Annotated in this window: 7 protein-coding genes and 1 pseudogene; 4 read left to right on the plus strand and 4 right to left on the minus strand. The window is 70.4% G+C overall.

The window, feature by feature from the left end; translation table 11 throughout:
• Window positions 1-5: 5 nt before the first annotated feature.
• Complete coding sequence (locus CKW34_RS07955; RefSeq protein ID WP_059383654.1) at window positions 6-302, minus strand: chorismate mutase; 297 nt, start codon at window positions 300-302, stop codon at window positions 6-8.
• Between the two features lie 320 nt (window positions 303-622).
• Between CKW34_RS07955 and CKW34_RS07960 the strand changes: the two genes are divergently transcribed.
• On the plus strand, window positions 623-1,588 hold the full coding sequence (locus tag CKW34_RS07960; RefSeq protein ID WP_080968357.1) for a hypothetical protein: 966 nt from the start codon (window positions 623-625) through the stop codon (window positions 1,586-1,588).
• Window positions 1,589-1,779: 191 nt separating this feature from the next.
• A complete protein-coding gene (locus CKW34_RS07965) occupies window positions 1,780-2,964 on the plus strand; it encodes a thiolase family protein (RefSeq protein ID WP_059383655.1) in 1,185 nt (394 codons plus the stop codon).
• A 60-nt stretch (window positions 2,965-3,024) separates the two neighbouring features.
• Here CKW34_RS07965 and CKW34_RS07970 read toward each other — a convergent pair whose 3' ends face one another.
• From CKW34_RS07970 to CKW34_RS07980, 3 genes and pseudogenes are all read right to left on the minus strand, one after another.
• The gene (locus CKW34_RS07970; protein WP_059383656.1) at window positions 3,025-7,281 is read right to left on the minus strand and encodes a TIGR02680 family protein; all 4,257 of its coding nucleotides are present in this window, start codon (window positions 7,279-7,281) and stop codon (window positions 3,025-3,027) included.
• Window positions 7,278-8,408 (minus strand): TIGR02678 family protein, encoded by a 1,131-nt coding sequence (locus CKW34_RS07975; RefSeq protein ID WP_059383657.1) that lies wholly within the window; start codon window positions 8,406-8,408, stop codon window positions 7,278-7,280. Before CKW34_RS07975 ends, CKW34_RS07970 begins: the two co-directional genes overlap by 4 nt.
• Window positions 8,405-9,918, minus strand: a pseudogene (locus CKW34_RS07980) (DUF2397 domain-containing protein). The gene CKW34_RS07975 and the pseudogene CKW34_RS07980 overlap by 4 nt, the downstream one beginning before the upstream one ends.
• 175 nt (window positions 9,919-10,093) lie before the next feature.
• On the opposite strand from CKW34_RS07980, the gene CKW34_RS07985 reads away from it, so the two are divergent.
• Together CKW34_RS07985 and CKW34_RS07990 are read left to right on the plus strand one after the other, a co-directional pair.
• Window positions 10,094-10,582 (plus strand): MarR family winged helix-turn-helix transcriptional regulator, encoded by a 489-nt coding sequence (locus CKW34_RS07985; protein WP_059383658.1) that lies wholly within the window; start codon window positions 10,094-10,096, stop codon window positions 10,580-10,582.
• Complete coding sequence (locus CKW34_RS07990) at window positions 10,575-12,365, plus strand: AMP-dependent synthetase/ligase (RefSeq protein WP_059383659.1); 1,791 nt, start codon at window positions 10,575-10,577, stop codon at window positions 12,363-12,365. Before CKW34_RS07985 ends, CKW34_RS07990 begins: the two co-directional genes overlap by 8 nt.
• Window positions 12,366-12,416: the final 51 nt, after the last annotated feature.

Below are 12,416 nucleotides of genomic sequence, written 5' to 3' on the forward strand. Positions count from 1 at the left end.
AGGTCTCAGGCCTTGCGGGTGCGGCCGAGGCGCAGCAGCGTCATCGCGAGCGTGCTGCCGTCGGCGCCGAGTTCGGCGAAGCGTCCCAGTACGGCCATCTCCTCGGCCTGTGCTTCGCGGCTCGCGTCGGTGCCCTTCGCGGATGCTCCGGCGCGCTGAACGAGCTCCGAACGCCGCTTGATCACCGCGAGCAGCTGAGCGTCGAGCTCCTTGATCTGCTCGAACAGCTCCCCGAGCTCTGCCTCGGCCGACGAAGCTTCGCCGACGGACGCGATGCCAGGCGAATCAAGCTGGACAGTCATGCAGACTCCTCCGGTCTCGTCTGAATCGTCACAGATTGTGTCGTGCTCACGCCTACAGGTGTTACCGACACGTAGGGAAAAATTCTCGCGAGACTCTCCCATGCGCGTCCTGTCCCTTCAGAAACGGCCGTGACCTGGTTCAACACTCTGATGACCGAGGGGTATGTTAATTGTCACACCGATCGGTGCCAACTCGTGTGCCCGTCGGTGACATCGCCCCCGGAAGGGTCCGCATCCGGTCCGCTGCTCGAGGTAGCGTTCCGGCCGACCGGCACGGCCGAGGACGTCGGGGCTCCTCGGTACACCGGGAGGGGAGACCGATGCGACGACCTGTTGTCCCGTGGGGTGGGCGCGGCACGGAGGCTGCGACTTCCAGGGCCGAACCGACGTCCGACACCGAACCGACGTCCGACACCGAATCGACGTCCGGCACCGAACCGCCGAGCGAATGGCAGCACGGCACGCGCAATCTGCACGTGTACGCAGCGGCCGGCGCGGCGGTGCTCGTGGCGGTGTTCGCCGCGGCCCGCGGAGCGGGCGCGTGGAGCACCGAGTCGGTGGGTGCCGACCGCTTCTATTCGATCCTGGCGTTGTTGATGCTGCTGACGGCGGCCTTCGGTGCCACCTTCTGGTGGCCTGCCGGATCCGGGGGTCGGCGACCGTCGCCGTCGCCTCCGAGCCGCACACCGCGGGTCCGGTACGTCGAGACGGCCGGTCGCGGCGGTACCGAGATCGGGGGCCGCCGTCCCGTCTTCGGTCTGCTGCTCGCGATGGTCCTGTGCGGGACGTTCCTCTCGCTCGGTGCTGCCGTGGAGATCGTGGTCGGGAACGAGGGGCTACCCCTCGTGGCGCTGGTGCTGGCGCTCGTCGCCGCGGTGTGCCTGACCTTCCTCGTGGAGGTGGCACTCGGGCGCATCCGGGCCGGTTCGCTGGTTCTCGGGCCGGACGGGATCAGGCTGCGCGGCTGGTTCGTGGAGTCCTATCTGCCGTGGGTCTCGGTGCGGGGCCTCCGTGCGGTCGACCGGGGGTTCCCGGAGATCTGGATCGAGGGGCACGGGTCGGCGGCGTGGGCGCGTCGGCGCACGGGTCGGGTGTTCCCGTTCGGGCGCCTGCCGTCCGAGCCCCGGATCGAGGTGGACTCACGGCATCTGGCCGTCGATCCGGTGCAGTTGTACCGCTTCCTCGAGTTCTATGTGGAGCACCCTCGGCACCGCCGTGAACTGGGAACACCGGCGGCTGCGGAGCGTCTCGCGGAGGGGCCACCGTTCGACGCCGGCGACGAGTGAAAACAACGTAGTACGTATTGTAGAATGGCGTTTCCGTTCACGTTTCTGCAACGTGTGTCCGGACCGACGCAATTGCGGCACTCGGTGCCGTAGCATCGGTCGGACGCTTCGGGAGGACGCCTTCCCGAAGAGCCGAGCGCTCGGCGGTGCCGGCGCGTGGACCCCAGGTGTTCGACCAGATTGGACGAGAAATGACCGCTCCGGAACGCATCGTCATCGTCGACGGCGCACGCACCCCCGTCGGTAGCTTCGGCGGCGCACTCAAGGACGTACCCGCGCACGAACTCGGCGCCACCGCGGTCCGTGAGGCGCTGCAGCGCGCGGGTGTCGCAGGTGAGGACATCGACGAGGTCGTCATGGGCTGCATCGGCCAGGTCGGTGCCGACGCCTACAACGCCCGTCGCGTCACCCTCGCCGCCGGACTTCCCGTCTCCACCCCGGCCCTGACCGTCAACCGCCTGTGCGGCTCGGGTCTGCAGGCCGTGTGGTCCGCGGCCCAGGAGATCCGTTGGGGTGCCGCGGAGATCACCGTCGCCGGTGGCGACGAGAGCATGTCGCGCATGCCGTTCTACGACTTCGGTGCCCGCAACGGTTACAAGCTCGGCAACCGCGAGCTCGTCGACGGCACCGTCGGCATGCTCACCGATCCGTTCAGCGGACTGCACATGGGCGTCACGGCCGAGAACGTCGCCCGCGAGTACGGCGTCAGCCGCGAGCAGCAGGACGAGTTCGCCCTCGAATCGCAGCGCCGCGCCGCCACCGACGCCGCGAAGGCCGCCTTCGCCGAGGAGATCACCCCGGTCGAGATCGGTGGCCGTAAGCCCGTCACCGTCACCGAGGACGAGCACCCCAAGCCCGACACCACGCTCGAGGTGCTCGGCAAGCTGCGCTCCGCCTTCATCAAGGACGGCACCGTCACCGCCGGTAACGCCTCCGGTATCAACGACGGCGCAGCCGCGCTCGTCCTGGCCCGTGAGTCGGTCGCGCGCGAACGCGGCCTCGGCGCCTCCGTCGTGCTCGAGTCGGTCGTCACCGCGGCGATGGAGCCCGAGCTGATGGGCTACGCCCCGACCCTCGCCCTGGTGAAGCTGTTCGAGCAGAACGGCCTGACCCCGGCCGACATCGACACCGTCGAGCTCAACGAGGCCTTCGCCTCGCAGGCCGTGGCGGTGGCGCGCGACGCCAAGCTCGACCCGGAGAAGACCAACCCCTACGGCGGTGCCATCGCCCTGGGCCACCCGGTCGGCGCGACCGGCGCGATCCTGACGCTGCGCGTCGCCAAGGACCTGATCCGCCGCGATCTCGAACTCGGTGTCGTCACCATGTGCATCGGTGGCGGACAGGCACTCGCCGCGCTGCTGCGCCGCGTGTCCTGATCCGGGCAGGTTTCGAAGGCCCGACAGTGGCGGGAGCGATACGTATCGCTCCCGCCACTGTCATGTCTGCAGCTCGGTGAGCGGTCGGAGTTGCCGGACGCGGCCGTCCCAGTGCACGCGGGTCGTCACGGCCGCGCCGTCGGCGAGGCGCCGGACCTCGTAGACGTCGAGCTCGGGTACCTCGGGCACACAACCCCACAGTGCGTGCCCGGTCATGACGAAGTCGATGTCCTGCCGCACGAGCAGGCCCATGAGTTCACCGATCGTCGGGTCGTCGATCTTGGCGAACGCGTCGTCGAGCAGCACGAGCCGCAGTGCGGTGCCGGTGTCGGGTAGGCCCGAGAGATAGCCGTCCGCCGCCGCGAACAGCGCCACGTACGACACGAACCGGGTCTCGCCCTGGGATATCTTGGCGCGCGCGGAGATCCGCCGCTCGCGGCCCGGTTCGGGACCGAGAATCGTCACCTCGACCTCATGCCAGCGCCGATAGTCCAGTGCCTGCGACAGGTGCTGCGCGTAGCCGGCGGACGGATCGGCGGCGTGAGCGGATTCCACCCGGCGCCGCAGCATCCCGACCAGGTCGGAAGCGTCCCCGGGTGACCGTTCGCTGGCGGTGAGCAGCTGCGTCAACCGCGCCGCGTCGGCGCCCTCGCCGCCGGGTCGCCACTCGATCCGCACGCCGATCCCGTGCGTCGTGCGGCTGTCGGCGAGACTGTCGTTCATCGCGGCGATCACCTGTCGCGCCCGCTCGATCCGCCGACGCAGTTCGTCGGCCACACCGCCGAGCACGAATCCCGTGAACACGTCGTGCTCGCGTTGCGACAGTGCCCGTCGGCCGTCCTCGACCTGCCGGGTCAGGGCGACCGCGACACCCGCAGGCGTGGTGTCGTCGCCCGCCCCGGCGATCCGGACGCGATGGGCGCCGTGCGTCACCGTGTGCTCGATGTCGAACCGGGCCGTGATGTCGCGATCGAACTGCTGCAGCGCGACCAGCATCGCGTTCTCGTCGACTCCCGTGCGCGGCGGCAATGCGGCCAGCAGGGTACGGGCCACCGAGAGCACGTGATCCGGATCCTCGAGGTGGACGGGAGGTAGAAGCGCCGGGGCAGACGCGGCGGAGTCCGGGCCGGGATCCTCCTCGAGCGCAGCGCGCAGTTCGGGCAGCTGCAGGTGAGCGGCGAGCAGTTCGGCGGCCGCGGCGAGTTCGTGACGATCGCGGTCGAGCCGTTCGCGTGCGGCCGCACACCGCTGGAGCACCTCGGCGACGGCACGGCCGAGATGGTCGCGATGGGCGACCGTGCGTCGGTACTGCTCGTCGGCGCGTGCCCGTTCGGCCTCCGAATCGCGCAGTTCCTGCGCCAGATCGGCGGCGTCGACGTCGACGGCCGCCGTCTGCGCCGCGACCACCGCGGCCTTCGCGTGCCACTCGTAGCGGCACGACTCGGCGATCTCCTCCGCGTCGACCCGCTCGGCGGTGGCCTGCGCACACCGCTCGGCGGCATCGGTGAACCTGGCGTGGGCAGCGAGGACGTCACCGAGGTCGCGTGCCAGCTCGGTGCACAGTGTGTCGGCGGACGCACAGCCGGCGACCAGCGCCTCGAGTTCCGGAACGTCGCCGGGCACGCCGAAGTGCTCACACGCTGTGCGGTGGGCGTCGAGTTCGGCGGTCCAGCGAGCACGCAGGGTCGTCGCCCGCTCGCGCAGTTCCACCGCGGTGTTCGCCGCTGACCGCACACGCGCGTGCGCGTACCGACGTCGTTCGAGCGCGGCGCGCATGGCATGCGAGGTCGGCGCGGTCGACAGATGCGCGTCGATCTCCGCCCGCCGGTGCGCCGCGTCCGGATAGTCGACGCGCAACTGGTCCACCGCCAGGTCGATCCGGGCGAGTTCGGCGCGGATCTCGTCGAGACGCACACGACGGGCCGCGATCGCGGCCTCCCGGGCCGGCCTGCCGATGCAACGCGGAGTCTCGGCCGTGTGACGTCCGCGCAGAACACCGTTGTGCCAGCGGCCGTCCCGCGAGACCGAGGCCACCGCTGTGGCGTCCTCGAATCCGATCGTGCTGAGGACCGCCTCGATCGCCGGGCGCGGGACGTCGGCCTCGGGGTCCGGGCGCAGGACCGTCGACAGGGGCTGCGACGGTGGTTCGCCGCGCGGCGAGACGAGGACCTGGCCGCCCAGTGCGCGCAAGCGGCCCTCGCCGTCGACCGTTGCGGTGAGGAAACCCGCGGCGAGCAACGCAGCCTCGATCCCGGCGCGGTCGTCGTCCCCGAGCGTGTCGACGAACTCGACCGCCCGCCACAGGGGAACACCGTCGGTGCGAACGTGCCAGGGCGCCTGCTCCGGTCCCTCGCCGCCAGCTTCGAGGACCGCCTGCTCCCGGACGAGATCTTCACGCGCGGTCCGCGCCTCGCGTTCACGGCGCTCCCGTTCGGCGGGGGCACTGTCGAGGTCGCTCAGGGCGGATCGAGCGGCCGCTGCGGGCAGCGAGTCCAGCTCCGCGAGTGCCGAATCGAGGTCGATGTCCTCGGAGTCCGTGTCTGCGGGGCCGGCGGGGCCGGAAAAGCCGGCAGGATCCGTAGGAGAGGCATCGATCAGTGCGTCGAGCTGCGTGGACAGTCGGCGCATCAGGACGACCCGATCCCGGTCGAGTTCCGGCAGCAGAGCCGTCGTGCGGTCGGCGGTGATCCACTCGCGCCACCGATGCTGCAGACCGGCGGCGGCCGCACCGACACCGGCATCCGTCTCGGCGGCGTCGACGGCACGCTGCTCGGCGTCGCGGGCCGCGCGGTCGGCCGCCGCCTCGGCTTCCTGGACGGCGTGCGCGGCCGCGTCGAGACGACGCGCCTCGAGCAGTCGCCGACCCGCCTGGTCCTGTCGGCGGCGGATCGCCTCGGCGGCACGGAGGACCGCATCCCGGACCTCGTCGACGTGCCCGGCGTCGAGGGAGACCGTCGCGACGACCGGCCGCACCACCTGCTCGGTGGTGTCGTCGATGCCGGTGCGCACCGGTTCGAGCACCGCGGGTGGACGGTCGACGGAGAAATGCAGCGTGGTCGGCACGGTGTCGTGCGGAAGACCCACCGACAGCAGCTCGCGACCTGCCGTCACGAGCCGTCGCGCGGCACGCGTGATCGAGCAGGTCAGGTCGTCGAGAACGCGGACCGCGTGGTCGGCGTCGCGCCGCTCCCGCAGACGGCTGCGATCGGCGGCAGCGGCCGCGTGGTCGGCGGCGCGCCGGAGCGTATCGACGGCGAGCTGGCGCTGCGCGAGATCGTCCGCGGACCGGAACATCGCGTGGGTCTCGAGTCCGCGGATCGCGCGGTCGAGTTCGGCGACCTGGTCGCGGCGCTCCTTCAGGCGGGTGTCCGCCGCGGCGGCCTGCGCGTCGAGGTCGGCCGCCTCGGCTTCCGCGACCGTGAGTGCGCGTCGCGTCTCGACGACCCGTTGTGCGAGGTCGCGGGCGGTCGCGGCGTCGGCGCGCAGCAGATCCGCCGCGTACTGCCGGTACACCTCGTGGAACTGCAGCACGTGTCCATGCGCCGTTTCGAGACGGAGCTGCTCCTGGCGGGTGTCGCCGAGCAGGTCGAGGCGACCTCCCCCTTCGGCGAGCATGTTCTCCGTCAGCGGTGGCAGCGCGTCCGACAGGATCTGGGGGAGGCGCCCCTCGTCGATGCGGTGGCCGACATCGGGTGAGCGAAGGGTGTGCAACAGCTGCAGGAGGCCGTCGTAGCGTTCGCGTCCCGTCTCCCCGTGCAGGCCGAACACCAGCCTCCGCACGGTCTCTCGATGCCGCTCCGGATCACGGGTGAGATTGTCGGCTCCGACGAGGTCGGCGAGTCGCTCCCGTGAGAGTGGGATGCGGGCGTCGTCGACGAGGTGCAACTCGGTGCCGACACGCAAGGATGTCGTGAAGAAGTGCACGTCGCTGCGACGGGCGTCGGCGCGGTACCGGATCTGCGCTCCGACGGTGAGATGTCCGCTGGGACGCGCCAGTTCGAGCCACAGATAGCCGACACGGTCGGTGATGTCCGAGGCCCCGGTGCGCATGAGTTCGTCCAGATCGACCTTCGCGGCGCCCGTCGCGTCCATACGTCTGCGGTCGGCGTCGAGCAGGAAGGGCAGCAACATTTCGAGGGCGCGGGACTTCCCCGATCCGTTGGTGCCGCGCAGGATCATCCGTCCACCGGACAGGACGAACTCGACGTCCAGGTAGTGCCAGACGTTCACGATGCCGGCGCGGTGGAGACGCCAGCGATCCGGGAAACGGGGTGGAGGGTTCTCGTCGAGGGCGGAGGGGTCGGACGAGTGGGTCATCGACACGTGCTTTCGGCGGGGACGGGACGGTAGCGGGCGGAGGGGGCGGTCAGTTCGAGTCCGTTCTCGTGCGGGCGCGCCAGCCCGAGCCGGACGAGCAGAGCGACGACATCCCGGCGCAGGAGCGCGAGATCGCGGACGTAGATGCTCTTCCAGGTGCGGGAACGCGCGGCGGCGAGGTCGGCGAGAACCGAGTCGAGGGTGTGGACGTCGACGTGCAGCGTGGCCGCTGCCGAGTCGCCGAACCGTTCGGTGAGTTCGGCCAGGAGCAGCAGGCAGGCGTGCTTCAGGGTGCCCGACCCCGGGAACGCCTCGTCGGTGAGTACGCCGGCCGGGTCGTACGCGAGCGCGCCCTCGGCACGCACCTCGAGCACGAGGCCGAAGTCGTCCTCCAGCATGCGGGCGAGCTCGTGCCGGTCGCGGGCGAGGATCGTCGCCGACTCGTCGTCCAGTTCGTCGCGCGCGACGAACGGATCCTCGACGAGCCTGCGATACAGGCGGCGGGCGGCGGGTTCGTGTTCGTGACGGGCGAGTGCCGCTGCGGGACCGGGCATCCCGTGCAGCGGAATGTCGAGCAGATGGGGAAGCAGGTCGCGGTGGACGTCGAGATGCGGCCCGTCGCCGGTCGCCTCGTCGACGTGACCGGACTCGGTGATCACGCCCCATTCCTCGAGGACGCGCAGGGCCGCAGCGAAGTTCCGCTCCTCGGACACCGGGTCGCCGAACACGATCCCGATCTCGCGCGCATCGGCGCGGACCTGCTCGAGCAGGTCGTCGACGGACACCCTCGCACCGGTTCCCGGCTCGATCAGTGCCGCGCACACCAGCGCGAGACACGCGTAGGTGGTCGCGCCGAACTCGGTACCGTCGGCGTGCCGGAGCGCGCGGTGCGGTGACGTGGACCCGAGCGGTGCCTTGGTCAGACGGGCGAAGGTCGGTTCGATGACGAGCCGGTATCCGAGGCGATCGGCGAACATGGACTTCAGGGCCGGGGCATGGCGCCGAACGAGGTCGAAGGTCTCCCGATCGCTCGCCGCGGTGACGATCGGTTGCTGCAGCAGTGCCCGCGCGGCGTCCCGCCGACCGGAGACGTCCCCCGACACCGCGCTCGCGTACGAGGTGCTCACGGGGCCACCGCGCTGTGATCGAGCGGTGCCGTGGCCGACGTGCGCAGCGAGAAACCGTGCACGGTGAGATCACCGGCGGGGGAGTGCACCACGGTGTCGGCGCCCGGCTCCGCCGTCAGCGACAACCCGAGATCGGGATCGTCCATGTGCACCGGCCCGTCGGTGGTGCGGTGACCCGCGAGCGCAGCGGCGAGGACGTCGAGCAGGACGTCGAGCGCCTCCGGCGACAGATCGGCTCCGTGCAGGTCGCCGGCGGCACCCAGCTCGGCGACGGCGTCGGAGCGTCGGCGCGACTCGCGCCGGGCGAGTTCATCGGCCCGGACCCGGCCGGGCAGCGAATCGGGGAGGCGGCCGACGGCCCCGCGGGACGTGTGGTCGCCGCGTTCGCGCAACGACACGGGCACGACGACGGGATCGGCCCGCCACCACGACGTGCCCGCACCCACCCGCGGGTCGGTCTCGTCGGGGCCGAGCAGCAGGTGCCGGCTGGGGAAGGCGCCGAAGGTCGCGGCGAACAACCGGTGGGCCTGGTCGTCGGACGACTCGGTGAACCACCGGGCCAGGCGCAGGAGGTCCGCGCGGTGTGAGAATCCCGGTGCGGTCGTCGTGATCCGTCGCGTGCGCACGAGCAGCCGGTTCAGGGCCGACGCTGCTGCCTCGCGCATGCGTCGCGGGCCGGCGTCCTCGGCGTACCACTGCGCCAGTTCGTCCCAGTCGGTGCGACGGCGACCGGGGGACCGGTCCGGGACGGTGTTCGGCAGGCCGGACTCGAGCAACGCGGCGAGCAGGAGGTCCAGACGCGGCCCCATCCGGTCGAGCCTGCCGGCGACGAGAGGCGCGAGACGCTCGACGTCCGAACCGACGATATCGACGTAGTCGAGGAGCAGGTTCTTGGTCTCGGCGTAGTCGTCGACCACGTCCGCGCGTTCGCGATCGGGGAAGTGTTCCAGACGACCCAGGATCTCGGCGAGGTGCGAGTAGAAATCGGCGACGCTGTCGGCGAACAACCGGTGGTGCGGAACAGGGCGGTGACATGGGCGGCCAGTTCGTCCCGGTCGGGCACGCTCCCGTCGTCCACCAGCAGCTCGTCGATGCGGGAGAGTTCGTCGGCGACGCAGCGGAGCGACTCGCGTGCCACGCCGCGCACATCGTCGGAGGTGGTGAGGAGCCTGCCGGCCTCGCGGTGCACCCGCAGCCCCGCCGGTGTCGGCCGGTACCGGGCACGGACCTCGGTCGAGGCGGTCTCGGGAGCGCTCCGCCGGTGGGAGCCGCCACCGTCGGTTCCGCCGCTCGTGAGTGCGAGATTGCCCCACCGGACCAGGCCGCGGCACCGGGCATCGACGACCGCGATATCGAGCGCCACCCCGCGCCGCGCACACGAGACCGCGATATCGTCGGCGGACAGATCGGCGAGCAGGAGGTCGGTGAAGCAGTCCATCACCGCGAGGTACTCGTCCGCTTCGTCGGCGACGAGATGACGGAACAGGTCGCGACCGATGTGTTCGCCCATCCGACCTCTTCTCCCGAGTGCTGACGCCGTACGGACAGACAGGCTAGCCCGGTGAACGCCGAGCGGGGCGGACTAGTTCACCGGGTGCGCGCACGGGCTGTGGAGAGGCAGGCCGGAAATCGGCAGGACACCGCGCGGATTCGTGCCCTGCCTCACTCGCGTTTATAGTTGCCCTGTGCAACACAATCGGCAGACCCGGCGGCCGTCCGCGGACGGCGTTGCCCGCGTATACGAGGAGTTCGTGCTTCTCGTGCGCTTCCTGACGTCCGGAGCACGAACGCAGGACAGCGGACTCTCGCTGGTCCAGCATTCGCTTCTCGGCTTCATCTCCCGAAATCCGGGCTGCCGCGCCACCGACATATCCGAGGTCTTCGGCGTCCACCGCTCGACCGTGTCGCGCCAACTGCGTCACGCCGTCGATGCGGGCTGGGTCGAGGCGGGGACGGGTCCGGCACGTGCCGGACATCCGCTCCGGCTCACCGACCACGGAGCGACAGTTCTCGAAGGTGCGGTCGTGCGTCGTCTCGACGACGTCCGCGCCGGCCTCGAGGGCTGGGACGAGAACGAACTCGAACGCTTCGTGGATCTCCTGCGCCGCTTCCGCGCAGGAATCGATTCCGACGACCGGACTCCCGACCAGAACGATGGAGATTGCAGTGCGTGAGTACTCGACCCCGGCCCCGTTCACCATCGGTGACGACGAATCGGTCGTCCACACGGTGTTCACCCATGCGGAGAAGACTCCGCACCGCGTGATGTACTCCCGGCCGCAGGGTGACGACTGGGTCGCGGTCACCGCGCAGCAGTTCGCCGACCAGGTGAAAGCCGTCGCCAAGGGCCTGATCGCCAACGGTGTGCAGCCCGGCGACCGTGTCGCGCTGCTCTCGGCCACCCGCTACGAGTGGTCGCTGTTCGACTACGCGATCTGGACGGCCGGGGCCGTGTCGGTACCGATCTACGACTCCTCGTCCACGGAGCAGATCCGCTGGATCCTCCAGGACTCCGAGGCCGTCCTCGCCGTCGTCGAGACCGCGCGGCACGAGAAGCTCTTCGTCGACATGCCCGACACCCTCCGTCGCATCCTGCAGATCGAGGACGGCGCGGTGAACACGCTCGCGGCCGACGGCGCCGACGTAGACGACGCCGAGATCACCACGCGTCTGGCCGGAATCCGTTCCGGCGGCCTGGCCTCCCTCGTCTACACCTCGGGAACCACCGGGCGTCCCAAGGGCTGCATGCTCACCCACCGCAACTTCCTCGCCGAGGTCCGGTCGATCCTCACCTCGGACGTCGGTATCGTCGCCAAGCCCGGCAACCGCGGCCTGACCTTCCTGCCCCTCGCACACGTGCTGGCACGCGCGGTGTCGCTCGCGCTCTTCGAATCCGGCACGGCGCAGGCGCACTGGGCGGACTTCTCGACCGTCTCCGCGCAGTTCGCCCGGTACTCGCCGAACATCATCCTCGGTGTGCCGCGCGTCTTCGAGAAGGTGCGCGACGCGGCAGCGGGCAAGGCGGCGGCCGGCGGACCGGTCAAGGCGGCGATCTTCGGTTTCGCGGAGCGCACCGCCATCGCCCACAGCGAGTCGCTCGATCACGGCGGCCCCACCTTCACGTTGAAGGCCAAGCGCGCCCTCGCCGACAAGCTGGTCTACTCCAAGCTGCGTGAGGCCATGGGCAACGAGTGCTGGTACGCGATCTCCGGCGGCGGTGCTCTGAGCCCCCGCCTCGGCCACTTCTTCCGCGGCGTCGGCGTGCCGATCTACGAAGGCTACGGCCTCACCGAGACCACGGCCGCACACAGCGTGAACACCCCCGGCGCGCAGAAGATCGGCACCGTCGGACGCCCCATGGGCGGGAACTCGGCGCGCATCGCGGAGGACGGCGAGATCGAGCTGCGCGGCATGGTCGTCTTCGACGGCTACTGGCGCAACGACGAGGCCACCGCGGGTGCCTTCCACGACGGCTGGTTCCGCACCGGCGACCTCGGCGCGCTCGACGAGGACGGCTACCTGTCCATCACCGGACGCAAGAAGGACCTCATCATCACCGCCGGCGGCAAGAACGTCTCGCCCGGGCCGATCGAGGACCGCATGCGGTCGCACACCCTCGTCTCCCAGGCCGTCGTCGTCGGGGACGGTCGTAGCTTCGTCACCGCTCTGGTGACCGTCGATCCGGAGGTCTTCGAGAACTGGAAGACCGAGAACGGCAAGCCGACCGGTGCGACGATCGCGGACCTGCGCCACGATCCCGCGCTGCGCGACGCGGTGCAGACCATCGTCGACGATGCCAACACCCTCGTCTCGCACAGCGAGGCGATCAAGAAGTTCGTCATCCTCGACCGGGATCTCACCGAGGAGTCGGGTGAGCTCACGCCGACGCTGAAGATCAAGCGCAACGTCGTCACCGAGCGTTTCGCCCACGAGATCGACGCCCTGTACGCGAAGTGACGCCCTGAGGCGTGTTACTCGAGCAGCGACCGCCGATCCGGGATCCGGATC

Origin of the sequence: Rhodococcus rhodochrous, from assembly GCF_900187265.1 — a bacterium.
GTDB classification, from domain to species: Bacteria; Actinomycetota; Actinomycetes; order Mycobacteriales; family Mycobacteriaceae; genus Rhodococcus; species Rhodococcus rhodochrous.

Excerpts from the sequence above, each read along its gene's own strand:
- CKW34_RS07970 (WP_059383656.1), bottom strand. The coding sequence starts at position 7,281 with ATGACCCACTCGTCCGACCCCTCCGCCCTCGACGAGAACCCTCCACCC.
- CKW34_RS07960 (WP_080968357.1), top strand. The coding sequence starts at position 623 with ATGCGACGACCTGTTGTCCCGTGGGGTGGGCGCGGCACGGAGGCTGCG.
- CKW34_RS07955 (WP_059383654.1), bottom strand. The coding sequence starts at position 302 with ATGACTGTCCAGCTTGATTCGCCTGGCATCGCGTCCGTCGGCGAAGCT.
- CKW34_RS07965 (WP_059383655.1), top strand. The coding sequence starts at position 1,780 with ATGACCGCTCCGGAACGCATCGTCATCGTCGACGGCGCACGCACCCCC.